Genomic DNA, 23,440 nt, shown 5'->3' with positions numbered 1-23,440 from the left:
CGGGCTCATCACCCGCCCTGCATCCACGCCCGGGTGCCGAACGAGGTGCACGCGCGCGAGGCCACCTCGGCTGCGGCGCGCAGCGCCTCGGCGAAACCCTCCGATGTCAGGGTGCCGTGCAGCGCGAGGCGGTGGGTGAGGGCCCCGTGCAGGACGTCTCCGGCGCCGAGCGTGTCCCTCACCTCGACCTGCGGCACGTCCACCGTGCCGCCGCCGTCGGGGCCCGCCCACACGATGGGCCCGCCGCCCCGGCTGACGGCGGCCCAGGCCACCCCGTGCTCCCGCAGGAACCGCAGGGTGGCCGTCGGTGTGTTCACGCCGGGCGGGTGGAAGTCGGCCGAGCAGACGGCCACGTCGATCGACGGCAGCAGGTCCTCGGTGCCGTCCTTCCAGCTGCCCGCGTCGAGGACGGTCGGACGGTCGAGGGCACGCGCCGTCCGGGCGGCGGCGAGCGCCAGCTCCCGGTGGTGACCGTCGACTTCGACGATGTCGCAGGCCGCCACGACGGTGGCCAGATCGCCGGGAGGGTCGAGCCGGTGGGCCGTGGCGTTCGTCGACGCGACGGCACGTTCTCCGGTGGACGCGGTGACCAGGATCGAGGAGACGGCAGGAGGTTCGGTCGACTCGGCCGCCAGGTCCGACACCCTCACGCCCAGTCGGTGCAGGTCGGCGGCGGCCGCGAGGCCCAGCGGATGGGAGCCGATCGCGGTGAGCAGCCGGGCCCTGCCGCCCAGGTGACGGAAGGTCGCGGCCGCGTTCGCCGCGGGCCCGCCGGCGACGACGAGCTGTTCACGGGCCGTGAGTTTCTCGTCGGGGGCGGGGGCGTGGTCGACGAGCTGGACGACATCGAGGGTGCACAGTCCGACGAACAGACCTACAGGCACCCCGCCACTGCGGCTTCCGTCCGCCAACGCCCGCTCCCGTCCGTACGGTTCTCGTCTCACGACAGCAGCGGGGCCGCCGCCGCGCGTCGAGTCCCGGTTCTCGGACCGCGAATGCCGCGCACCGCGGATGTCTTCGTGAAGTGCCCGGTCAGCGCTGCTGATCGAGCAACTGGGCTGCGATGCCTGCCAGTACCAGACCGGTGGCGATCAGCAGTCCGCTGGCCATGACCACACCCCCCACCAGTACGGCCGTGGCGATCGCCAGCACCCACCAGGCGAACCGGGCTTCGAGCGTCATCAGACGCTCATCGTCGGATCGGGGCATGACTTCTCCCCCTCGCGGAGTCGTCTCGCCTTATTCTCCCTGGTGGTTGGCGCCTACAAACACCGCCGGCCGCATCAGCCCGGGACGGACGCGCGCTGCGGGACCAGCGAGCCCATGGACTGCAGAGCGCGCGCCAACAGATGGGCACGTCCGGCCAGTACGGGTCCGAGGACCGCCAGGACTAGAACGTATCCGGCGATGAACGGGGCGAGCCGGGCGTCGAGTCCGGCGCTGGTCGCCATCGCGGCGAGGATGAGGGCGAACTCCCCGCGGGCGACGAGGGTGGTGGCGATGTCCGCGGCGTGCTCGGGGCCGTGACGGTGGAGGCGGGCGACGAGGACTCCCGCGATCACGTTCATGACCACGGTCAGGGCCGCCGCCGCGGCGACCGGCCCGGCGACGGCGGCGACGACGGCGGGGTCGATGGCGAGTCCGAAGGCGAAGAAGAAGATGGCGGCGAAGGCATCGCGCAGGGGATGGACGAGTCGGCGGATCCGGGCGGCGGACGGGGTGCCGGCGAGGATCAGTCCGACCATGAAGGCCCCGATCGCGTCGGCGACACCGAGGAGTTCGGAGACCCCGGCGACCAGTACGGCCGCGCCGAGGAAGCTGATCACGAGCAGTTCGTTGTCGCGTACGGCGATCAGGCGGCCGACCAGCCGGGTGCCGTAGCGGGCCGCGGCGGCCAGTGCGAGCAGGAACGCGAAGGCCTTGCCCGCCTCCAGCGCCACGTCGGCGACGCCCCGGGCTCCGCCGACGACCGGTTGGAGTGCCGCGAGATACAGGGCGAGGAAGATGTCCTCCACCACGATGACGCCCAGGATCAGCCGGGTCTCGGGGCGGCCGATCCGGCCGAGGTCGATCAGGATCTTGGTGACGATCGCGGACGAGGAGATGCCCAGCACCCCGGCGAGCACCAGCGCCTCCCGGGCGCCCCATCCCAGGGCGAAGCCGAATCCCAGGCCGGCGCCGACGTTGAGCACCAGATAGATGCCGCCTGCGGCGAGGAGCCGCCCGCCGCCGCGCCGGAGGTCGTCGAGGTGGAACTCCAGGCCCAGACAGAACAGCAGCAGCACCAGTCCGAGCGCGGAGAGCATCTCGAAGTCGTGCGCGTCCCGGACCAGGACGATGCCCGGTGTGTGGGGGCCGAGCAGGATGCCGGCCAGCATGAACAGGGGGATGGTCGGAAGTCCGATCCTGCCGCCGAGGCGGGCGAGGAACGCGGCCGCGAGGAAGGCGCCGCCCATGGCCAGGAGGGTGTCAGCGTGTCCCATGGGTCACCGCCTTCCGCCGCGAGGAAGGCCGGGGATGCTGCTGGTGCTTGACTTGGCGGGGATGGATACAGGTTCTCCTTGCTGCGTGCCGTTGCGGTCTGCGTCATCCCCACGCTCACACGGCCCCCATGTCCGGGGCCATCGGTGTCAGCACTCATTTCCGCAGATCAGGAGAGCGGGCCCAGGACCTCCTGGGACTCGATGAGCCCCTGGTCGCTGGGGGCCTTCCCGTCGCCGAAGACACGGGTGGCCTGCCGGGCCCGGAACTCCAGGTGGGCCTCGGCGGGTTCGGCGTAGCCGTAACGGGCGCGGGCCTCCGCGGGGGTCAGGACCTCCGCGTTGCGGGGCGGGATGCCGAGCTTGACCGGTGCGACCACCGCGACCGTCGAGGGCGACAGCCGTCCCAGCAGGTGCAGTTCGACCCTGGGGTTGAGGTGGGCGAGAGCGAAGGCCACCTTCATGACCGGCACGATGAGGGTGTCGAGGAGGCGGGACTGGCGTATGCCGGCCATCTCACGCATCCAGCGCGGCATCGTGGCCAGCGTCGCGGCCCGCTGCGTCCTCGCCACGACCAGGGCGATCGGCTTCGCCCAGCGCGGGTGGGGCGGAAAGACGAGTTCGCTCTTGAGGAGGTGGTTCATGGCCTCCCGGGCGATCGGGCTGGCGGAGAGGTGCGGGCGCATCCGGGCGAAGTACTCCCGGACTCCCTCACGGCTGCGGGGGACGTCGTCGGGCGAGCAGGTCTGCAGTTCCGCGGCGAGCGCGCAGGCCTCCCAGTACTCCTTCTCCTCCTCGGCGGTGAGCTTGCCGGGGCCGTACTTCTCGTACGCGTAGAGGATGGAGTGCCAGCCGGTGAGCTGGATCCACAGCTGCGAGGCGGGGTCGTTGGCGTCGTACGTGCCGCCGCCGTAGGGGAGGTGGCCGATCGCCTTGGAGTGGACCTTGACCAGGATGTCCGCGGCCTTGGACACCTCCCGCGAGCCGGCGAAGGCGACCATCGCGAAGTAGCGCAAGGTGCGGTCGTAGCGGGTGCGGGAGCGCTGGTAGATGCCCTGGGTGGCGTCGACGGCGGCCACCAGCGGCGGGTCGAGTTCCTCGACCACCACGGCCCGCTGGAAGCCCACGGTCGGCGCGGTCGGATAGCCCCAGACCTTCCACACCACCGAGCCGGGCCCGAAGAAGCCGTAGTCCTCGTGCGGTGGGACCTCGCTGCGCCTGAGCCTCGCCATGGAGCCGCTCCCTGTGCCTGCGCGGCCTGTGCCGCCCCTCGATTACGACAGTGCTGTCGTAAATTAAGACACGCGTGTCGTAAGCTGCCAAGGTGTCAGCGTCCACGTCTTCGCAACAGGGGCCGCGCAGGCGGCGCCCCTACGCGCCGCGCGTCCCGATGGCGGAGCGCCGCGAGCAGCTCCTCGACGCGGCACTGGCCGTGATCGTCGACGACGGCTACGACCGGGTCTCCATCGACGCCATCGCCAAGCGGGCCGATGTCGCCCGGTCGGTGGTCTACGGCGCGTTCGAGAACCTCGACGCCCTGCTGACCGCCCTCCTCGACCGGCAACAGGCCCGCGCCTTCACGCGGTTGCTGGAGAGCGTCCCCGACGTGCGGCAGCTGCGCGATCCCGCCGCGTTCGCCGCCGAGGCGGTGCCTCGGATGGGCGCGATGCTCCGTGCGGACCCAGACACCTGGCGCCTCATCCTGCTGCCTCCCGGGAACATGCCCGCCGTCGTACGCGACCGCGTCGAAGCGGACCGGGAACGGTTCCGGCTGCGGGTCGAGGCCTGGATCCGCCACGTCCAGGCCGACCGCACCGGTCCGTCCCTCGACCCGCAGATCCTCGCCCACGCCCTCGTCGCCTGCGCGGAACACTTCGGCCGCGTCGCGCTCAGCGAGCCGGGCAGGTTCGACCCCGCCCACCTCATGGAGCAGGTGAGGACGGTTCTCGGAGCCGTCTGGCCGACGCGCTGACGCCCTTCGGCCGCTTCCTCAGTGGGCGGAGAACTGGACCCCGGTCTGCTGCACGGCCCCCGGACGCACCGCGATGCCCTCGACCGTCAGCCGCTCACCGTAGATGTCGGTGATCCTGATCGCACTCCCGCAGCCGCTGCCCTTCTCGGAGAGGAAGTAGTTGTAGTCGGTGCGGGGCAGGCTGGTCCACCCGCCGCCGGTGCGGACCTCCAGGCGCGCCAGCGGATTGCGGTGGCCGATCGCCTGGATGCCGCACCAGTAGCGGCTGGAGCCGGTCTTGTAGCGGATCGAGATCTTCTCCGAGGTGCCGGGGCTGAGCAGGCTCCAGGTGACCGGGATCTGCCCCTTCGAGGGCGCCGCCAGCTTGGCGAAGGCCTGGGCGCTGAGGTCGAGTTGGCCGGGGGCGCAGGGCAGGGGGCATTCGTTGGTGATGCGTACGGTGACGGTGGCGCCGCTCGACGCCCGGACCCGGACGTACGCGCCGCACACCTTGGACGTCTCGTAGTCGGTGTGGTTCATCGCGGCCGTCATGACGTCGTCGGTCGGGCCGAACGAGCAGGCGCCGTCGCCGTTGCCGGCGTCGTAGAAGGTGGCGACGCCCTGGTAGGTGGTACCGGGCCGGATCCGTCCCGCCGATACTGCCGTGCCGGCCGAGGTGCGCCGGGGGCTCGTGGTCGTCGGCCGCGTGGCCGGGGTGCTCTTCCTGGCCGACGGGGTGGCCGACGGCGTGCTCGACGCGGCCGTCGGCGACGGAGAGGGAGACGGCGACTGCGTCGTCGGTGCGGACGTCGTGGGCGCCGCGCTCAGCTCGGCGCCGGCGACCGATGCGGCCGCCTCGGGCCTGTCGTCGGCATCGCGGTCGGGGGCGAAGGCCACGATCAGGGAAGCGACGAGGGCGACGGCCGCCACGGCTATCGCGGAGACCACCCAGGTGGCCTGCCGGCGGGGGCGACGACGGCGGTGTGAAGGGGACGCCACGGATGAGGTCCTTACTCGGTTCGGAGTGCACGGTTCGGAACGGCACGCTTGATGCCGGGCCGCCCCCGGGAAGGAGGCGTCCGACCCATCAGTGGCCACCGGATCCGAAAAGGTTGCCGCGGATCGAGAGAAAGTTCCGCGGATCCCGGAAATCAGTGCGCTGTCACCGCAGATCGAGTCGCATCAGAATCCGGGGATGTCCGGCCAGCACCGAGGTGGTGTCGGCGGCATGCACGAACCCGGCGCGCTCGAAGTTCTTCCGCAGACCGGCGTACGCCATGGTCAGGTCGACACGGGCGTCGCCGTTGTCGAGCGGGTACGCCTCGATCGCCGGGGCGCCCTGGGCGCGGGCGAAGTCGACGGCGCCGGCGATGAGGGGGTGCGAGATGCCCTGCTTGCGGTGGCCCGCGCGGACGCGGATGCACCACAGGGACCACACCGGCAGGTCGTCCACACGCGGGATCTTGCGGCTGCGGGCGAAGGACGTGTCCGAGCGGGGCGCCACGGCTGCCCAGCCGACCGGCTCGTCACCGTCGTACGCGATCACCCCGGGAGGGGGCTGCCGGCTGCACAGCTCGGCGACATAGTCGGCGCGGGCCTGGCCGCGCAGTTCGTTGCTGAGCTTGGACGGGATCCGGTAGCTGAGGCACCAGCAGACAGTGGACGTGGGCGACTTCGGGCCCACCACCGCACGTACGTCCTCGAAGACCGAAGCCGGGCGCACCTCGACAGTCATGACGCCACCCTGCCACGGCGGGTCCCGCTACGCCCGGTAATCTGACGATCATGGCGGACTGGGAACTGCGGCCGGCGTCGGGGGCCGACCTCGAACCGGTGGCGGAACTGCGTGCCGTGGTGATGCGGCCGGACCTGGAGCGGCTCGGGCGGTACGACGAGCACCGGGTCCGGCAGCGGCTGCGGGACAGCTTCGTACCCGAGCACGCCTGGATCATCGAGGTGGGCGGTGAGTTCGCCGGGTGCGTGGCGCTGCGGCCGGCCGAGGACGCCCACTGGCTGGAACACTTCTTCCTGGCCCCGCACCTCCAGGGCAGCGGTATCGGTTCGGGTGTGCTGCGGGAGCTGCTGGAGCGATGCGACCGCGAGGGCCGGCCCGTCCGGTTGAACGTGCTCCAGGGCAGCCCGGCCCGGCGGCTGTACGAGCGGCACGGGTTCACCGTCGAGTCGGAGGACACGGTGGACGTGTGGATGGTGCGCGAGCCGGCGGGCGGCCCGCGCGCGGGTGCGGCGCCGGACGGCGTTCGTCCGTAGGCTGCCGGGCGTCGGGCGAGCTGCGGGAGGCAGGATGACCGAGCGGCGGGCGCTCAACGGGGTCGACCACCGGATCGGCGGTGTCCACGTGCAGGGTCGTCATGTGCCGTGGCGGTGGGACGACGGAACGGAGACGATCGTGCATCTGGGCGTGACGGGGACCGTCGGATGAGTGCGTCCGTGCCCGAGGAGGGTGACGGGCCGGGGGCTGTGGCGGCCCGGCTCACCGGGCGGGCGGTGGTGACGCGGCGGCGGCTGACCGGGGCGGTCACCGAAGTCGCCCTGGACGGTGGCTCGGTGGTGGTCAAGGACGCCGGCGGCGCGGCGGAGGCACGTGCCGAGGCGGCCGGGATGCGGTGGCTGGGCGATGCCGGGTCGGTGCGGGTGCCGCCTGTCCACGGTCGTGAGGGACGGTGGCTGGTCACCGGGTTCGTGCCCGAGGGGCGGCCGAGCGCAGAGGCCGCGGTGCGGTTCGGGCGGGAGCTGGCCGGGATGCACGCGGCGGGTGCGGCCGCGTTCGGGGCACCACCGCCCGGCGGCTGCGCGCAGGCGTTCATCGGACGGGCGCCGATGCGCAACGCGCAGGGGAGCAACTGGGCCGACTGGTACGGCACTCACCGGGTTCTGCCGTATGTGCGCCAGGCGGTCGACGGAGGTGTCGTACGGGCCGCCGAGGCTGCCGTGTTCGAGCAGGTCTGCGAGCGAATGGACGAACTGGCCGGTCCTGCCGAGGAGCCCGCGCGACTGCACGGGGATCTGTGGAACGGCAACGTGCTGTGGGGTGCCGACGGGCAGGTGTGGCTGATCGATCCCGCGGCGCACGGCGGGCATCGCGAGACCGACCTCGCCATGCTCCAGCTGTTCGGTTGTCCGTTCCTCGCGGAGGTGCTGGCGGGATATCAGGACGCCGCACCCCTCGCCCCGGGCCGGCAGCAGCGCGTCGGCCTGCACCAGCTCTTCCCGCTCCTGGTCCACACGGTGCTCTTCGGGCGCGGCTACGCCGATCAGGCCCTGGTCACCGCACGGCGGCTCCTGGCCGCCCACTGACCACCGGCCTACGGTAGAGCACCATGAAGGTGCTGATCATCGGTGGCAGCGGGTTTCTGGGAACGGAGCTCGTGCGTCGGTCCACGGCAGCGGGCTGGGAGACGGCCGCGACCTACCATTCCCGGCCCGGCGACGGCTCCGGTGCCACATGGCACCGGCTCGACGTCCGCAAGGGTGCGGAGGTCGAGGCGGCTCTGGCGTCGATCGCCCCTCAGGCCGTCATCGACGTGACGAGCGGAGGGAGCGACTGGGAGGTGACGGCGGACGGTTCGATCCACGTGGCGATGGCATCGGCCCGGCTCGGCCGCCGTCTGGTGCACGTGTCGAGCGACGCGGTGTTCTCCGGCTCCCGGGTCCACTACGACGAGCGCTGCCTGCCCGATCCGGTCACTCCGTACGGCGCCGCCAAGGCCGCCGCCGAGAGCGCGGTACGGCTCCTGGCCCCAGCTGCCGTGGTCGCGCGCACCTCGTTGATCATCGGGTCCGGCGGTTCCGTGCACGAGCGGATGGTCCGTTCCCTGGCGGAAGGCAGGCACGGCGGGGTCCTGTTCACCGACACCGTCCGCTGCCCGGTCCACGTGGAGGATCTCGCCTCGGCCCTCCTGGAACTCGCCGCCTGCGACCACTCCGGCGTCTTCCACCTGGCCGGCCCGGACGCCCTCAGCCGCCACGAACTCGGTGTCCTCATCGCCCGTCGCGACGGTCTGGACCCCACCCGCCTGCCCTCCGGCCGCCGGGCCGACACCGGCATCCCCGGGGCACTGGACGTCCGCCTGGACAGCACCACGTCCCAAGCACTCATCACCACTCGGCTCCGCGGCGCCCGCACGTTCCTGCGAGTCGGAACCCGCGAGGGCGGAGTCGCCCACGGGTAGGACTTCCGGGTGACGACGATCCCCGGTCCCGGATGCGCCACCCCTACGGCTTCCACCAAGGCCACGAGATCTTCGTCATCCGTGAACTCCACCTCGACCGCGCAGGGCGAACCTTGCGCGAGGGCCAGGGCGTCGGTACGGCGGACCACGGCGCGCAGGTCCCGCACGGCGGGCATCTCAACGTGTTCGTCGATGCCGTAGGGGCAGCCCTGCCGTTTCTCGGCAGCGATCGCGAACTCGCGCACCACGTCGATCAACGGGGTGTGGCGGGACGGCGTCGGGGCCTGAAGTTCACCGGCCCCGACCCTACGCCGGTGAAGCCGGACGCGTCCTCGTCGAGCGTGCACAGGCCGGTGAACTCGGTCAACGTGTCGAAGTACGCGGACCGTTCGGCATGGTCGGGGTGCCGGCCCACCCGGGAGCCGGCAGGTGTCCCGCGGCCCCCGCACTCGGCCGCCCCTCGGACACGAAACCGGTGCCGGTCACCGCAGCCCGGCCGTCTCGCCACCTACCTCCGCCGCGCATCCGGTGTCCTTGACCACCACCGAGCCACCGTCCAGGGCGACTTCGGTGACCGCCCCGGCCAGCCGCCGCGTCGACACGGCCCGCCCGCTGAACCGGTCCGCCATGGGGACGTCGAGGCCGCGCGGGTTCGGGGCTCTCGGTCACCGGCGCTTCCTACGCAGGGCCTTTCAGCTGGAAACGGCGGCAGGGCTCGGCGCGGCCCGTGGCGAGGTCGGCGGCCATCGCGCCGATGAGCGGGGTGAACTTGGCGCCCTGGCCCGAGCAGGCGGACACGACGACGAGGGGACCGATCCGGTCGAGGACGAAGTCGTCGTTCGGGGCGGTGGTGTACAGACAGGTCGCCTCCGCGACCGGGGCCGGATCGAGGCCCGGGAGCCGGTCCCGGACGAAGTCGCCGACACGGGTGCGCGACGAGGGGTCGACGACGCCGGTCCGGGTGCTGGCCTTGGTAGGGGTGCCGCGGTCGTGCTCGGCGACCTTGACCGCGGGCAGCGGTCCGCCGTCACTCCCGGACGGCAGCCCGTACGTCTGCATCGTCTGGTCCTGGAAGACCACCGTCGGCCACACCACCGACGGGTCCCGCTGACGGAAGTGGAAGACCTGCTGCTGGGTCACCTTCAACTGCTGCAGCAAAAGCGGCAGTCCGAGCTCGGGCAGCCACGCTCCGGCGGCGATCACGACCGTGTCGGCGGTCAGTTCACGGCCGTCGTCGGTACGCAGGAGTGCCTTCTCCCCCAGCTCGAACCCGGTGACCCGTACGCCGATCCACGCGTCCGCCCCGTGCTCGACGGCCCTGCGCACACAGGCCGCGACGGTCTGGTCGGCATCGATCACTCCGGCGCCGGGGTGGTACAGGACGGGCCCGTCGAAGCGGATGTACGGCCAGCGCTCCGACGCCTCCTGGGCGGACAGGACTTCGTGCGGCACCCGGGCCCCGCCCAGCACACGCGCCAGCCCTTCCGGGTCACGCCCCGCCCCGAAGTCGACACCACCGGTCGTGCGCAGCAAGGGAGTCGAGCTGTCGTGCTCCAACTCGCGCCATTCCTCGTAGGCCTGCCCGGTCAGCTCCACGTAGAGCTTCTCGGCGTAGGCCCGCCGGAAAATCCGTGAACTGCCGTGCGAGCTCCCCCGCTTGTGGCCGATGTCGTACGCCTCGATCAGCGTGACCTCGTGGCCGCGGCGGGCGAGTTGCCAGGCGGTGGCCGCTCCCATCAGACCGGCACCTACGACGGCGATCACAGTCCCTCCCCGGAGATTCAGTTCGTACCCGCGAGCGGCGCTCGGGCCGTGGCGGCGGACTCGATCGTAAGGGCGACCAGGTCCTCGGGCTCCAGACGCAGGAGGTGGGCCTTGCCGCAGGCGCGGACGCACACGCAGACGCGGGTCCGTCCCTGCCTGGTCATCACCCGCAGCACAGTCGGCCGGCCGACAGCCGGCGCCGACGAGGTCCAGGCGCGCGGACAGTTCCTCGACCCGGGTCACGGTACTCGGCCCGGTCACGGCCGCCGTCCTGGTGGTCGTCGAGGTCCCGACCTCGCCGGCACCGCGCCCGGGCGCCTCCTTGGCCTGGGCGGACAGGGCGCCCGAGCTCACGCCGGCGATGGTCACCGGGGGGTGAGTCTCTGGGGCCCCGGCGTGCCGGGTATCTGCTCAGCTCCGTCGTCGTGCGCCCGGGCCCGGCCTGGCCGTGACCTCCCTGGGGGCCAGGGACACGTGCTCCTCGGTGCATGTGACGACGGCCCGGACCGGGGCCCCGCATCCGGCGTGCCGCTGGTCCATGACCGGGCCTTCGGGATCCGCCGCGTAGGTGTCGCCCCACTGCCGCAGTGCGACGAGCACGGGCCACAGGTCCCACCCCTTGCGGGTCAGCCGGTACTCCTTGCGGGACCGGCTGCCGGGCTCCTGGTAGGCGACGGTCGTCAGGATGCCGGCCGCGGTCAGTTTCCGCAGCCGGTCGCTCAGGATCGCCTCCGACAGTCCGATGTGCCGGCGGAAGTCGTCGAAGCGGCGCACACCGCAGGCGACGTCCCGCACGATCAGCAGGGTCCACTTCTCCCCGACCAGATCGAGCGTGCGCTGGACGGGGCAGTTCTCCGTGCTGACCTCAAGCCACTCCATTCCCCCATACTAAAGGCTGGCTTCACCTTTGACAGCCAGGTGGACACCCAGCTAGCTTCAATCAACGAAGTCAGCCGAGAGGATGCCAAGTCATGGGACGGTCACGCACCTACGAGTGGGACGACCCTTCGATCACCGCCGCAGCCGTCGGGCGCGCTTCGGGCCTGGAGTTGCTGCGCCAGGTACAGAAGGGGCTCCTCCCCGCGCCGCCCATCGGGGCGACCCTCGACTTCACCCTCGACGAGGTGGACGAGGGCAGGGCCGTCTTCTCGATCACCCCGGGCGAGGAGCACTACAACCCGATCGGCAGCGTGCACGGCGGCGTCTACGCCACCCTGCTCGACTCGGCGGCGGGCTGTGCCGTGCAGTCCACGCTCCCGCCCGGCATGGGCTACACCTCGCTCGACCTGAACGTGAAGTTCCTGAAGCGGATGACCGTGGAGACGGGCCGGGTCCGGGCCATCGGCACGATCGTCAGCCGAGGGCGGCAGACCGCGCTCGCCGAGGCCAGGCTCGTCGACGACAAGGACCGCCTGCTCGCCCACGCCACCAGCAGCTGCATGCTGTTCCCGATCCCCGGCTCCGCGGCCTGAGCGACGGCCACAGGCCCGTGGCCACGACCAGGCCGCACGCGGGGCGGACGCGACCGGCTCAGGAGAACAGGGCGGCCAGGTCGGGCTTCTTGTCGCCGAACAGGCCGTCCTCCTCGCTGAGCGAGGCCAGCTTCTCCAGCGAGGCCATGTCGACCTCGGCCGGCCAGCTGGGCAGGATGAGGTTCTTCAGGACGTCACCGCTGATCTTGGTGTAGGTGGTGAGGGTCCGGCGTGCCTCGTCCGGGTGGGCGGAGGCGTACTCCAGGGACTCGGTCATCGCTTCGGTGAACCGCTTGACCAGGTCGGGGTCCTGCTCGGCGGTCTTCGTCGAAGTGAAATAGGTGGCCACGGTGAGCTCGGGATCCGTCTCGGCGAACGGCGAGGCGATGACGCGGGCACCCTGTGCCTTGGCGATCGTCTGCGCGGGCTCGCCCATCCAGGCGGCGTCCACCCGGCCGTCGTCGACGGCGGCCGGCATCTGATCGAAGGGGATCTCGACGAACTTGACCTTCGACGGATCGCCGCCGTCCTTGCGGACCGACTCGTTCACGGTGGTGGAGCCGATGTTCTGCAAGGTGTTCACCGCGACCGTGCGCCCGGCGAGGTCCTTGGCCGACTTGACGGGGCTGTCCTTCTTCACCATCACGGCGGTGACGTCGCCGCCCACCTTGCCGTTGGAGGCCGCGCCGTTGGCCACGGACTTGACCGGAACTCCCTTGACCTGGGCGACCATCAGCGACGTCGTGTTGCTGAACCCGAACTCGAACTGGCCGCTCGCCACCCCGGGGATGATCGCGGCACCGCCCTGGGCGGCGACCATCTCCAAAGTGATGCCTCGACTGCTGAAGAACCCCTCCTCCTGCCCCAGGTAGAGCGGGGCCACGTCCACGATGGGGATGATGCCGACCTTGACCTTCGTGGTCCCGCTTCCGCCCGACGCCGACGAACCACCCGTTCCCGAGTCCCCCGATCCGCATCCGGCCACACCGACGACGATGATCAACGCTGCGCCAAGCCCGAGAATGCGCCTTTGCATGGGCTCTCCTGAGGGAAGGGGTGGGGAAGAGACCACGGCTGTCCTGGTGCGGCTCGACAGCCCGACTGATTTTGTGCATTTTCGCGACGGCCGCAATCTACACGCCGCATTTCACGCTGTCAGTACTCCGCGCAAGGGTCCGTCCACGATGCGCGGACACCGGCGCCCCAGTACCGTGCTGGCATGGCGGGCAAGAAGGCGGCCAGGCTGCCGCGCAAGGCGTACGAGACGGAACTGCTGCGACTCCAGACGGAGTTGGTGAAGCTCCAGGAGTGGGTACGGGCCGAAGGCGCCCGGCTGGTCGTCGTCTTCGAGGGGCGGGACGCGGCAGGCAAGGGCGGCACCATCAAACGGGTCGCCGAACACCTCAATCCACGCGTCGCCCGGATCGCGGCCCTGCCCAAGCCGACCGAGCGCCAGCGCACCCAGTGGTACTTCCAGCGGTACGTCGAACACCTGCCGGCCGCCGGGGAGATCGTGCTGTTCGACCGGTCCTGGTACAACCGGGCCGGGGTCGAGCATGTGATGGGCTTCTGCACCAAGGAGGAGTACCAGCTCTTCCTGCGCCAGTGCCCGATCTTCGAGCGGATGCTGGTGGAGGACGGCATCCTGCTGCGCAAGTACTGGTTCTCGGTGAGCGACACCGAGCAGCAGGACCGTTTCCGGCGCCGTCTGGAGGATCCGCTGCGGCGCTGGAAGCTGTCCCCGATGGACCTGGAGTCCATCACCCGCTGGGAGGCGTACTCCCGCGCCAAGGACGAGATGATGGTGCACACCGATGTCGCCGAGGCACCCTGGCACATCGTGGAGAGCGACGACAAACGCCGGGCCCGGCTGAACATGATCGCCGATCTGCTCGATTCGGTGCCGTACCACGACGTGCCGCCCCCCGTGCTGGAGCTGCCGGAGCGACCGGAGTCGACCGGCTACCAGCGCACCCCGCGTGACCTGCAGACCTATGTCCCGGACCACGCGGCAGGCCTGTGAAGCACGGCGCACGCACCCCGGTGGCCCGGTCGGCTCAGGCGCCGTCCGCCACCGGAGCCCGCCACACCAGACTCGTCCCGCCCCCGGGCGGGCCGGTCAACTCCATGGCCCCGCCGAGCTGTTCCGCCCGTTCCGCCATGTTGCGCAGCCCGCTGCGGCGGCCCTCCGCCGGAACACCCACGCCGTCGTCGGCCACCGTCAGCCGCACCTCGTGCCCGTCGGTCTCCAGCACCACGTCGGCGCGGCCCGCGTGGGCGTGCCGGGCGATGTTGGTCAGCGCCTCAGAGAGGACGGCCATGACGTGGTCGGCGACGGCCTTCGGCACATGGGTGTCGAGCAGGCCCTCCATCCGCACGCTCGGCGCGAACCCGAGGACCGGCGCCGCCTCGCCGACTGCGCGGACGGCACGGGAGCGCAGGCTCGGCCCCGCCGCGTCCGTGTGCGAACGCAGACCGAAGATCGTCGACCTGATGATCTTGATGGTCTCGTCGAGGTCGTCCACCGCCCGCAGCACCCGCTCCGAGGCCTCAGGGTGCTCGATGAAGCGGCCGGCGCTCTGCAGTGTCATGCCGGTGGCGAAGAGCCGCTGGATCGCCAGGTCGTGCAGATCACGGGCGATCCGGTCACGGTCCTGCAGTACGGCGATCTGCTCGGCGTCCCTGCGGCGGTCCGCGAGCTCCATCGCCACCGAGGCCTGCGCGGCGAACGCCTGAAGCGGCTCGGTCTCCTTCTCGGCGAACGCCGTCCGACCGGCGGCCCGGACCAGCAGGGCGACGCCCCGCACACTGTCGCCGGTACCGATCGGTACGGCCACCGCCGGGCCGAGTCCGGCGAAGCGGGGCGGGCCGGACGCCACCCGCTCGTCCCGCGCGACATCGTCGCTGGTGACGGGGGCGGCGCCGGTGAAGGCCCGGCCCATCAGACTGTCGTCCCGGGGCAGCACCAGACCACGGTGGGCCTCGGCGCCCTCACCGATGGCCAGTTCCACGGTGAGCGAGTCGGTGTCCGGCATCGGCACCGCGACGACGGCGAGTGCCGCCCCGGTGATCTCCCTGGCCCGCTCGGCGATGAGCCCGAGGACCTCACCCCGGGTACTGCCGGACATCAGGCTGTGGGTGATCTCGGCGCTCGCCCGCAGCCACCGCTCACGCAGCCGGGACTCCTCGTAGAGCCGGGCGTTGTCGATGGCCACGCCGGCCGCGACGGCCAGGGTGGCGAGGACCGACTCGTCCTCCTCGTCGAACTGCGCCCCGCCCCGCTTCTCGGTCAGATAGAGGTTGCCGAAGACCTGGTCGCGCACCCGGATCGGGACGCCGAGGAAGGTGTTCATCGGCGGGTGGTGGGCCGGGAAGCCGTAGGAGGCGGAGTGCTCGGAGATCTTCGCCAGCCGCAGGGGCTCGGGGCGGCGGATCAGCTCGCCCAGGATTCCGTGGCCCTCCGGGAAGTGCCCGATGGCGGCGATCTGCTCGTCGGCGACACCGACGGTGAGGAAGGCGGAGAGCCGGGTGCCGTCCGGACCGATCACACCGAGTGCCGCGTACTCGGCGTCCACGAGTACGGCCGCCGCCTGCACGATGCTGTGCAGGGCCTGCTCCAGATCGAGCTCACGGCCGACGGAGAGCACCGCCTCCAGGAGGCTGTGCACCCGGTCGCGCGTACCGCGGGCCGCGTCCAGCCGGGCCTGCAGTTCCTCCAGCAGCTCGTCCAGCCGCAGCTGCGGCAGTCGCACCCTGGCCTGCCGCCGCTCCTCGGGGCTTCCCACCGGTCATCCTCCAGATCCCGCTCGCCGTACCGACGCCCGGCCGTTGCCTCTGAGTGCCACGGTATCGGTCCCCGGCAAAGAGCGGGACGGGAGCATCCCTGACCTGCTAGGCCGACAGCAGGGGCAGCGGTGAAAATGTGCCGTTCCCACAGATGCCGTGAGGCCTTCTCGGGGTAGGCCGCGACCGTCGGTCCGGACGGTGTACCGCCGGGTCCGCGTCCGGGGTCCGGACGTTCACGGTCAGCCCGTTGTCACCGGGTGAAAGGCTCCCCGGGGTCGGGCTGCGAAGCGAGCCTCACCCACGGGGCCAAGAAGCTCAGGAGTGCCCACAACAGTCGTCAGCGGACACGGCCCCAAGCCGGCAGAAGCACGACGCCTCGATCGGTACGTCCGCCAGCGCCACGGCGATCTTCAGCTGCTGGGCCACGATCTGCGCCTCGCCCGCCTTGCCGAGCCGGACCAGACACTCGTGGAACCCGTGCAGCGCCCACACGTTCCCGGGATGCTGGAGCGCACGCGGGAGTGTGTCGTCGAGTCCCAGGTCGGCGCGGTAGACCGCCTCCGCCTCCTCGACCCGCCCCTGCTCCAGGAGCAGGGCGCCGTAGGCATGGCGAGTGGGCTGCATCCAGCCCCACGGCTCGTCGTAGGGCAGGTTGTCGTCGAGGTCGATCGACCGCTCCAGCGCGGCGAAGGCGGCGTCGAAGTCGCCCTTGCGGTACTCGAGTTCGCCGTCGAGCATCTCCGAGGCGATGGCGAGGATGTCGGCGCAGGTGTTGTTGAACAGCATCCGGGTCTCCGGTACGCGGCCGACGGCCTCCTGGAACAGCCGTCGCTCGGCCGCGGCCTCCTCCACCCTTCCGGTGGCCGACAGGGCGACACCGCGCGCGTAGTGCAGCATGGCGGTGGTGACGCTGTACAGCTCGGGATCGGCGGGCAGCGGCAGCCGCAGAATGTCGGCCCACCGGCCGAAGCGGATCAGCACATGGACCCGCATGGCGAGGAATCCCTCCAGCCAGTCCGCCATGGGCGGGCTCTGCACCCGCAGCAGGTCCTCCGGGATGGACGCCTCCAGTTGGGCGGCGGTCTCCAGGGCGATCCGGGACCGGCCGAGGAACATCGCGCCGTAGATCTTGAAGTGGAAGTTGTGGGACCGGTAGAGCGTGTAGAAGTTCATCGCGCCGGACCGCGCATGGAACTTCTCGTCGGCGACGATGGCCGCGGCGTTGTCCGACACGACGCGGCGGTAGTCACCGCACAGCACGTCCAGATGGGTGGGCATGTGCTGCAGATGTCCGGCGTCGGGCACGAGTCCGCGCAGTCGGTCGGCGACGGGCAGGGCGGCCTCGGGTGCCGGTGACATCTCCATCAGATGGATGTACATGTGCAGGACGCCCGGATGCCGCAGCCCGGCATCCATGGCCAGGGCCCGGTCGAGCACGGCTTTGGCCTCCAGTGTGCGGGCCCCCTTCCCGGGCTCTCCGGTCCTCAGGTCCCACAGCTGCCAGGGGGTCAGATTCATCAGGGCGTCGGCGTACAGCGTGGCGACGTCGAGGTCCTCCGGGGCGAGTTCATGGACCGCCCGCATGCTCTTCGCATACGGCGCGTTCCACACCGAGCAGTCCTCGACGGCCTCCGCCTGCGGGTACCGAGCCCGCAACGCCCCGATCAGCGCCCGCTCGACGGGAGTGGCCCCGGCCGCGGCCTTCTCGTGCGCCGACTCGACCGCGGCATGGGTGCGCTCGACGGTCCGCACGAGATCCTCTCCGTCGAAGAACTCCCACGGCTTGTTGTAATTGGGCCCGAGTGCGTACGCGATCCCCCAGTACGCCATCGCACACTCCGGGTCGGCCGCGACCGCCGCCTCGAAGCACGCCACGGCCTCCTCATGGTGAAACGCGTACGTCCACACCAGCCCGCGATCGAACCACAACTGGGCCTCGGGGGACGTCGTCGTGACGGCGCGGGTGTGGGTGCCGAGGTCGTAGTACTCCATGCCATTCCCCTGACTGCGAGCTCAGAACGGCGACGTTACAGGCTGGTTTGCGCCCGACACACCGAAAAGTCACGAGGTGACGCGATCCGACGAGGCCTGCGCCTCGCGGCGGTGCCGCCGTCGCCGACAGCCCCAACGGCAAGGATTCAGGGCGCTGTTCCATCAGCTCGGTCGTCGCGGCGCGTGTGCCCCGGTCCGCCGGCAGCACGGTGTTCTCCCCCGGCGGAAAGCCGTGTGTCTGCTCGAAGGACTCCGTGAGTGCGCTCAGGTGCCGCGTCATCTCCCGGCACCACGAGGCCGGCCGGCATCAGTCGTGCCAGTAGCCGGGCCGCGGCAGTTCGGCCCAGACATCCGGGGGCCCGAGGACCGCGCGGGCGTCGGGCAGGCGCAGGCCCGCCCAGGCGCAGGCGTAGGCCGCCGCGCGGTACCGGAAGAGGTAGGCGACCAGGACCTCCTCCGAGGTCGCGTCCGGACCCGGGGCGCCGCCCGGGTGGAGGTCCCACGCTTCCAGGACCCCGTCGCGGGCGATGCTGCCCTGGTTGCCGCTCTTGGGGTTGGCGTAGAGGCCATAACAGACGGTCCCGGTGGAGAGGCGGGTCATCACACCCGGCATCTGCGGGCCGTACCCCCACGGCTGGGAGATCACACAGCCGCCCGGCACGGTCGTCACACCGACGATGTGCAGGATCTCGTCCACCTCGAAGTCGTACGGGGCCTCCAGCACCTCGTCCACATCCTCGCCGTTCGCAGGCCCCGCCCCCAGCCGGCGCATCGCCTCCTCGGCGTCGATTCCGGCGACGCACGCCAGGCTGAAGCCGTCCTGGTCGATCCGCCCCAGCACCTCCACGAGCCGTCGGCCCTCCCGCACCGCAACCTGTTCGGCCTCGCTCAGTCCGGCTTCCCCCTCGGGCACCGCGAACAGGTCCGGTACCGGCCCGGCCAGAGCGAGCCGCCCCGGTGACCAGCCGCCGATCGACGGCCGCCAGGGATCGGCGCCGGCATCCACGAGAGCGCGAGCGTTGTCGGGCCGGTCGGCGAGGACGGCCTCCCACAGCGCGGTCGTCCCATGGCCCGGCGCGTCGACGTCCGTGACGCGCCGGGCCAGTTCCGCCACGACCTCCGGTGAGCCCTCCGCCGCGGCCGCGTGGAGGGGGCGGGTGCTGCCCCAGCCGTCCGGATCGGCGCCCTGGTCCAGGCGTCGCCGTACCACGTCGTAGTCCTCCCGGTCCCGCCAGGCGATACCTGCCCAGCCCTCATCCCGGCCTGTCACGATGCCCCCTCCGCTCCCACTCGTATGCACACCCTCGCAGACGCCACTGACATCGCATCGTCCGCACGGCGGACCGGCGGACCGACGGCCACGAGCAGGCCTGTCCACCGAGGCGCGGGCCGCCGAAAATCCGTTGCCGCCGCCCTCGATGCCCAAGGACCCTGGCCTCCATGCCGTACTTCCTGCGCCCGGCCCTCTTCAGCGACGGTCCCGCGATCACCGAACTCCTCAACACCGTCGACGAGTTGGAGATCGGACGGCGCGAGACGGACCTGTCGACGGTCGAGGCCGATCTGAAGCGGCCGGACGTCGACCTCGCGCTGGACTCCTGGCTGGCCTTCGACGGGGACCTGCTGGTTGCCTACGGGGTGCTGTGGGACGACTCCGGCGCCGAGCGCATCGACATCGACCACTACGTCCTTCCCGACCATCAGCCGGCCGGTGCCCGCATCCTCGACGCGATGCAGGTCAGGGCCGTCGACAAGGCCCGGGGCAATGGGGCGGCGAGGGCGGTGGTGCATCTGCATCTCAATGCCGAGCCCACGCTCGACACGTCGTTGATCGAGGCTCGGGGGTGGCGTGTCGTACGGCGGTACCAGGTGCTGCAGCGTCCGCTGGACCCGGCCGGCGACCTGGCCCCCGTGCCGCCCGCCGGGACACGAATCCGTCCGTGCACGACGGAGGCCGACCACCGGCGCGTCCATCTGCTCTACCAAGCCGCCTTCGCCGAGCACTTCGACTTCCAACCCCGCACCTACGAACAGTGGTCGCACGATGTCGACACCGAGACCCTCGACTGGTCGCTGGTGTGGATCGTCAGCACCGAGGAGTCGGGGGACACCGGGTTCCTGATCGCGCGCGACGACCGTGAGGCCATGGGGTGGATCCGGAGTGTCGGGGTCCTTCGGGAAGGCCGTGGCCGGGGCCTGGGCGGGTTTCTGCTGCGGCATGCCTTCGCCGCGTTCGCAGCGCGCGGGCGCGACACGGTGGGGCTCGGCGTCGACACGGCCAATCCCACCGGGGCTCCCGAGCTGTACGGACGCAACGGCATGACACTGCACTACGCCGTCGACACCTGGGAAGGGGTACTGAGCTGAACGAGGACGGGTCCTCGCCGCGGGACTTCTACGACGATCTGGCCCCCGACTACCACCGGATCTTCCCCGACTGGGACGCGAGCATGGCGCACCAGGCGGCGGTACTGGACGGGCTGATCCAGCACGGCCTGGGGGCGGGCGTGCGGCGGGTGCTGGACTGCTCCTGCGGCATCGGCACCCAGGCCATCGGGCTGGCCCGGACGGGGCACCAGGTCGTCGGCGCGGACCTCAGCCCCGTCGCCGTCGCGCGCGCCTCCCGGGAGGCGGCCGCACGGGCCGTCGGGCTCCCGGTGACGGTCGCCGACATGCGCCGACTGCCCTTCGCCGGCTCCGTGTTCGATGTCGTGCTCTGCGCCGACAACTCGCTTGCGCACCTGCTCACCGCTGAGGACGTCACGGCGGCGCTGCGGGAGATGCGGCGGGTGCTGCGCACCGGCGGGCTGCTGCTGCTCACCCTCCGGGACTACGACGAGATCCTCGCGACCAGACCCGGCGCGCAGCCGCCCCAGGTCTCCGAGACTCCCGAAGGCCGTTTCATCAGCCTCCAGTTGTGGCACTGGCACGAAGACGGCGAACGCTACGACCTGGAGCACATCCAGCTCCTCCCCACGGGCGGCACCTGGACGGTCCGCACCCGCCGGACCGTGTCCTGGGCGCTCACGCGCGGGGAGCTCACGCGCCTCGTGACGGATGCCGGCTTCACCGATGTCGGCTGGCACGCACCGGAGTCCACGGGCTTCTATCAGCCCGTGCTCACCGCGCGGCGGGCCAGCAGGTAGGCACGGCGGGTCTCCACCTCATGGGGGTAGTGGGTGCGTTCCATACGCATCTCCACCGTGAAGCCGGCCGTTTCGAGCAGCTCGGCGATGTGGGTCGGGTCGAGGAAGCGGAAGTCGACGTCCACCTTGTGTCCCCACCACTCGTCCACGTGCCGGATCTCCTCGCCGATGTGGAAGGAGAAGAGGGCCAGGCCCGAGGGGCGCAGGACGCGTTCGATCTCCTTGAAAGCACGGTGCAGTTCGTCGGGGTCGAGGTGCAGGATCGTGTAGAAGGCCGCGACCGACCCGAACTCGGCGTCCTCAGCGGGTAGTTCCAGCAGGTCACCCGCACGGAACTCCACGTCGGGGAAGCGCCGCCTGCCCGCCGCGACCATGCCCGGCGACAGGTCGATCCCGACCGTACGCGCCCCCTTCTCCGCGAGCCAGGCCGCCACGTGTCCGGGCCCGCAGCCCAGGTCGCCGATCGTGGTCCCCGGTTCCGTCTGCTCCAACAGAACCGCGAGCAAGGCCTTGTCGAGCGGCTTGGCGTCCAACTCGGTGTGCAGGCGGGTCGCGTACTCCTCGGCCACGGTGTCGTAGCTGCGGCGCACGGAGTCGTGCTGCGCGTGATCACCCATGCGGCAAGCATGCCACGGGCGGCGTCGAGGCCTCCGGGAGTTCAGGGGCCCCGCCGGGCGCACACGGCGGTCTGGCTCAACCCGCGGGCGGGGTAGCTGGATTCGCTCCTCGTACGACGACGGTGGTGGCGGCGGCGCTGCCCTATGCGGACCTGCTGTTGCCGGCCGGGGCCTTCGGTGACCTGTTGCGCGTACCGGGCGAGATCGCACGGCGAAGGTCCGGCCGGCGAAGGTTCCGGTGCCCATGACATTCTGCCCGTCATGGAACACTCCGGGGTCCGTGGACTCGTCCTGCCCGCACGGCTGAGCGCGCTGATGCGGGAGGGCCGGTGGCGCCATCCCGGCGACGCGGAACTGACGAAGCTCATCCCGTGGTTCGAGGATCCGCTCGACTTCCTGACGAGCGCGGAGCAGATGAGGCGCGAGTCCCGGTCGCTGGACAGGCTCGCGGACGACCCACGGCTCCGCGAACTCTTCCGCACGGTCCGCGGCAGCAGCTGCCCGGCCGCCGTCGACCTGCCCTGGCTGGACACCGAGCAGGCGATCCTCATCGCCGTCAATCGCAGAGCCGGTGATGACGTGGCCCTGGCGCTCGACTACCGCGCCGGCGCCGTCGATCCGCGTGTCGTGGGCAGCGACTGCTGGACGAGCTCTCGGGAGTGCGCCTGGCGAGTCGTGGCCCCTGCCTTCTCCTCCTTCGCCGACGCCCTGGGCCTCTGACTCCAGAGCGTCACATGAATCGCCGACCGGAACCGCCCCGCCGCCACTGTCGGCCCATTGCCACAGGCAGCCGCCGTCAGTCCATCAGCCCGGCGGCGACCGTCGCACCCAGCTCCCAGCAGGCCTCGACATCTGACTTGCCCGGTTCTCCGGTGACCGTCACGGCGTTCGTCGCGCGCCGCCAGCCGAGGCCCGTGGTGATGGACTCGATGCCGCGTACCGCTCCGGTGACGTCGTTGCCGCCGTGTACGTAGTAGCCGAAGGGGCGGCCCCTCGTGTCGTCCAGGCAGGGGTAGTAGACCTGGTCGAAGAAGTGCTTCAGAGCCCCGGACATGTAGCCCAGGTTGGCCGGTGTGCCGAGCAGGTAGCCGTCGGCGGCCAGCACGTCGGACGCGGTGGCCGCCAGTGCGGCGCGCCGGACGACTTGGACGCCCTCGATCTCCGGTGCCGTAGCTCCGGAGACGACGGCTTCCAGCATCGTCTGGCAGTTGGGTGAGGGCGTGTGATGCACGATCAGCAAGGTGGGCACCCCCGAACCCTGCCGTCGGCCGTGCCTCCCGCGCAAACGCGAACCACTACCGGAGGTCATTCACAGTGCTCCGGCCTTCAGGCCGGGGTGAAGTGAATCTTGCGGCTGCGACGCGGAGCGTCGCGGTCTCGTTCCGGCCGAGCCGGACCCTGCTTCGTGATGGTGACGGATCGTCCACATGTTCCCGGTGACGACGTGGGTTCGACTTGCCTAGTGTGATCGTCATGCAGCTCCGGTACGCCTTCAGGTTGTACCCCGACGCCGCTCAGCAGGCCTCGCTGGCCAGGGCGTTCGGGTGCGCACGCGTCGTGTTCAACGACGCCGTGCGGGCCCGCGAGGACGCCCGCAAGGCCGGGGAGCCGTTCCCGACGGCCGGGCAACTGTCCACCCGCCTGATCACCCAAGCGAAACGAACTGCGGAACGGGCCTGGCTGGGTGAGGTCTCCGCCGTCGTCCTCCAGCAGTCTCTGCGGGACGCCGAGACCGCCTACCGCAACTTCTTCGCCTCTCTCAAAGGCACGCGCAAGGGCCCGAAGGTGGGAGGTCCCCGGTTCAAGTCCCGTAAGGACGCGCGGCAGTCGATCCGGTTCACGGCCAACGCCCGCTGGAGCCTCACGGACGCCGGCCGTCTGAACCTGCCGAAGATCGGCGCGGTGAAGGTGAAGTGGTCTCGGACCCTGCCCGCCACGCCGTCCTCGGTCACCGTTATCAAGGACGCGGCGGGCAGATTCTTCGCCTCCTTCGTCATCGACACCGACCCCGCCGCCGACCAGGCACGCATGCCCGAAACCGA

Annotated in this window: 27 protein-coding genes; 11 read left to right on the top strand and 16 right to left on the bottom strand. The window is 71.1% G+C overall.

Translation table 11 applies throughout. From position 1 onward, the window contains the following. Positions 1-8 precede the first annotated feature (8 nt). From PH203_RS48135 to PH203_RS48120, 4 genes are all read right to left on the bottom strand, one after another. The gene (locus PH203_RS48135) at positions 9-911 is read right to left on the bottom strand and encodes a PfkB family carbohydrate kinase (RefSeq protein WP_289929196.1); all 903 of its coding nucleotides are present in this window, start codon (positions 909-911) and stop codon (positions 9-11) included. Between the two features lie 121 nt (positions 912-1,032). Next, positions 1,033-1,209, bottom strand: a complete 177-nt coding sequence (locus PH203_RS48130; protein WP_289929163.1) for a hypothetical protein — start codon at positions 1,207-1,209, stop codon at positions 1,033-1,035. 74 nt (positions 1,210-1,283) lie between these two features. After that, positions 1,284-2,483 carry a cation:proton antiporter gene (locus tag PH203_RS48125; protein WP_289929162.1) on the bottom strand — a complete coding sequence of 400 codons (1,200 nt, stop codon included), beginning with the start codon at positions 2,481-2,483 and terminating at the stop codon, positions 1,284-1,286. Between the two features lie 167 nt (positions 2,484-2,650). Beyond that, entirely contained in the window at positions 2,651-3,712 is a 1,062-nt protein-coding gene (locus PH203_RS48120) for an oxygenase MpaB family protein (RefSeq protein ID WP_289929161.1), read from the bottom strand. A 92-nt stretch (positions 3,713-3,804) separates the two neighbouring features. Here PH203_RS48120 and PH203_RS48115 point away from each other — a divergent pair, with 92 nt between their 5' ends. Beyond that, a complete protein-coding gene (locus PH203_RS48115) occupies positions 3,805-4,452 on the top strand; it encodes a helix-turn-helix domain-containing protein (RefSeq protein ID WP_289929160.1) in 648 nt (215 codons plus the stop codon). 18 nt (positions 4,453-4,470) lie between these two features. Here the strand turns inward: PH203_RS48115 and PH203_RS48110 are convergent, their stop codons facing one another. Continuing rightward, the gene (locus tag PH203_RS48110; RefSeq protein ID WP_289929159.1) at positions 4,471-5,430 is read right to left on the bottom strand and encodes an expansin EXLX1 family cellulose-binding protein; all 960 of its coding nucleotides are present in this window, start codon (positions 5,428-5,430) and stop codon (positions 4,471-4,473) included. A 163-nt stretch (positions 5,431-5,593) separates the two neighbouring features. Continuing rightward, positions 5,594-6,166: a GNAT family N-acetyltransferase gene (locus PH203_RS48105; RefSeq protein ID WP_289929157.1), complete on the bottom strand. Its 573-nt coding sequence runs from the start codon at positions 6,164-6,166 to the stop codon at positions 5,594-5,596. A 50-nt stretch (positions 6,167-6,216) separates the two neighbouring features. Here PH203_RS48105 and PH203_RS48100 point away from each other — a divergent pair, with 50 nt between their 5' ends. The 4 genes from PH203_RS48100 to PH203_RS48085 are packed head-to-tail and all read left to right on the top strand — an operon-like array spanning position 6,217 to position 8,621. After that, positions 6,217-6,699: a GNAT family N-acetyltransferase gene (locus PH203_RS48100; protein ID WP_289929156.1), complete on the top strand. Its 483-nt coding sequence runs from the start codon at positions 6,217-6,219 to the stop codon at positions 6,697-6,699. 34 nt (positions 6,700-6,733) lie between these two features. Then, positions 6,734-6,871 (top strand): hypothetical protein, encoded by a 138-nt coding sequence (locus PH203_RS48095; RefSeq protein ID WP_289929155.1) that lies wholly within the window; start codon positions 6,734-6,736, stop codon positions 6,869-6,871. After that, the gene (locus PH203_RS48090; RefSeq protein ID WP_289929154.1) at positions 6,868-7,746 is read left to right on the top strand and encodes a fructosamine kinase family protein; all 879 of its coding nucleotides are present in this window, start codon (positions 6,868-6,870) and stop codon (positions 7,744-7,746) included. The genes PH203_RS48095 and PH203_RS48090 overlap by 4 nt, the downstream gene beginning before the upstream one ends. Before the next feature lie 23 nt (positions 7,747-7,769). Next, positions 7,770-8,621 (top strand): sugar nucleotide-binding protein, encoded by an 852-nt coding sequence (locus PH203_RS48085; RefSeq protein WP_289929153.1) that lies wholly within the window; start codon positions 7,770-7,772, stop codon positions 8,619-8,621. Positions 8,622-9,103: 482 nt separating this feature from the next. Here PH203_RS48085 and PH203_RS48080 read toward each other — a convergent pair whose 3' ends face one another. The 4 genes from PH203_RS48080 to PH203_RS48065 form a co-directional block, all read right to left on the bottom strand. Continuing rightward, a complete protein-coding gene (locus tag PH203_RS48080; protein ID WP_289929152.1) occupies positions 9,104-9,250 on the bottom strand; it encodes a hypothetical protein in 147 nt (48 codons plus the stop codon). A 49-nt stretch (positions 9,251-9,299) separates the two neighbouring features. After that, complete coding sequence (locus PH203_RS48075) at positions 9,300-10,385, bottom strand: FAD-dependent oxidoreductase (protein WP_289929151.1); 1,086 nt, start codon at positions 10,383-10,385, stop codon at positions 9,300-9,302. A gap of 17 nt (positions 10,386-10,402) precedes the next feature. After that, positions 10,403-10,549: a hypothetical protein gene (locus tag PH203_RS48070; protein ID WP_289929150.1), complete on the bottom strand. Its 147-nt coding sequence runs from the start codon at positions 10,547-10,549 to the stop codon at positions 10,403-10,405. A gap of 247 nt (positions 10,550-10,796) precedes the next feature. Then, the gene (locus tag PH203_RS48065) at positions 10,797-11,264 is read right to left on the bottom strand and encodes a helix-turn-helix domain-containing protein (RefSeq protein ID WP_289929149.1); all 468 of its coding nucleotides are present in this window, start codon (positions 11,262-11,264) and stop codon (positions 10,797-10,799) included. 92 nt (positions 11,265-11,356) lie between these two features. Here PH203_RS48065 and PH203_RS48060 point away from each other — a divergent pair, with 92 nt between their 5' ends. Beyond that, the gene (locus tag PH203_RS48060; protein WP_289929146.1) at positions 11,357-11,857 is read left to right on the top strand and encodes a PaaI family thioesterase; all 501 of its coding nucleotides are present in this window, start codon (positions 11,357-11,359) and stop codon (positions 11,855-11,857) included. Between the two features lie 58 nt (positions 11,858-11,915). Here PH203_RS48060 and PH203_RS48055 read toward each other — a convergent pair whose 3' ends face one another. After that, entirely contained in the window at positions 11,916-12,893 is a 978-nt protein-coding gene (locus PH203_RS48055; RefSeq protein WP_289929144.1) for an ABC transporter substrate-binding protein, read from the bottom strand. A 183-nt stretch (positions 12,894-13,076) separates the two neighbouring features. Here PH203_RS48055 and ppk2 point away from each other — a divergent pair, with 183 nt between their 5' ends. After that, a complete protein-coding gene (gene ppk2, locus PH203_RS48050; protein ID WP_289929142.1) occupies positions 13,077-13,880 on the top strand; it encodes a polyphosphate kinase 2 in 804 nt (267 codons plus the stop codon). A gap of 34 nt (positions 13,881-13,914) precedes the next feature. On the opposite strand, the gene PH203_RS48045 is transcribed toward ppk2, so the two are convergent. The 3 genes from PH203_RS48045 to PH203_RS48035 all read right to left on the bottom strand — a co-directional run bounded on the left by PH203_RS48045 (position 13,915) and on the right by PH203_RS48035 (position 18,905). Beyond that, the gene (locus PH203_RS48045) at positions 13,915-15,642 is read right to left on the bottom strand and encodes a GAF domain-containing protein (protein WP_289929139.1); all 1,728 of its coding nucleotides are present in this window, start codon (positions 15,640-15,642) and stop codon (positions 13,915-13,917) included. Between the two features lie 316 nt (positions 15,643-15,958). Continuing rightward, positions 15,959-17,635, bottom strand: coding sequence for a hypothetical protein (locus PH203_RS48040; RefSeq protein ID WP_289929136.1), 1,677 nt, complete (start codon positions 17,633-17,635; stop codon positions 15,959-15,961). Between the two features lie 307 nt (positions 17,636-17,942). Beyond that, entirely contained in the window at positions 17,943-18,905 is a 963-nt protein-coding gene (locus PH203_RS48035) for an ankyrin repeat domain-containing protein (RefSeq protein ID WP_289929135.1), read from the bottom strand. A gap of 170 nt (positions 18,906-19,075) precedes the next feature. Here PH203_RS48035 and PH203_RS48030 point away from each other — a divergent pair, with 170 nt between their 5' ends. Together PH203_RS48030 and PH203_RS48025 are read left to right on the top strand one after the other, a co-directional pair. Then, positions 19,076-20,002 carry a GNAT family N-acetyltransferase gene (locus tag PH203_RS48030; protein ID WP_289929131.1) on the top strand — a complete coding sequence of 309 codons (927 nt, stop codon included), beginning with the start codon at positions 19,076-19,078 and terminating at the stop codon, positions 20,000-20,002. 83 nt (positions 20,003-20,085) lie between these two features. Further along, positions 20,086-20,781 carry a class I SAM-dependent methyltransferase gene (locus tag PH203_RS48025; RefSeq protein WP_289929129.1) on the top strand — a complete coding sequence of 232 codons (696 nt, stop codon included), beginning with the start codon at positions 20,086-20,088 and terminating at the stop codon, positions 20,779-20,781. Here the strand turns inward: PH203_RS48025 and PH203_RS48020 are convergent. After that, positions 20,745-21,398, bottom strand: a complete 654-nt coding sequence (locus tag PH203_RS48020) for a class I SAM-dependent methyltransferase (protein WP_289929125.1) — start codon at positions 21,396-21,398, stop codon at positions 20,745-20,747. The two genes, PH203_RS48025 and PH203_RS48020, sit on opposite strands and share 37 nt — an antisense overlap. A gap of 261 nt (positions 21,399-21,659) precedes the next feature. On the opposite strand from PH203_RS48020, the gene PH203_RS48015 reads away from it, so the two are divergent. Then, entirely contained in the window at positions 21,660-22,118 is a 459-nt protein-coding gene (locus PH203_RS48015) for a hypothetical protein (protein WP_289929123.1), read from the top strand. 76 nt (positions 22,119-22,194) lie between these two features. Here PH203_RS48015 and PH203_RS48010 read toward each other — a convergent pair whose 3' ends face one another. Next, positions 22,195-22,647, bottom strand: a complete 453-nt coding sequence (locus PH203_RS48010; RefSeq protein ID WP_289929120.1) for an NAD(P)H-dependent oxidoreductase — start codon at positions 22,645-22,647, stop codon at positions 22,195-22,197. Positions 22,648-22,871: 224 nt separating this feature from the next. On the opposite strand from PH203_RS48010, the gene PH203_RS48005 reads away from it, so the two are divergent. Next, on the top strand, positions 22,872-23,440 hold a 569-nt coding region (locus PH203_RS48005; RefSeq protein ID WP_289929117.1), incomplete at its 3' end, for a transposase.

Source organism: Streptomyces sp. S.PB5 (assembly GCF_030403745.1).
GTDB lineage: Bacteria > Actinomycetota > Actinomycetes > Streptomycetales > Streptomycetaceae > Streptomyces.
Note: the sequence above shows the minus strand (reverse complement) of the source record. Positions and strands in the feature narration are given on the sequence as shown.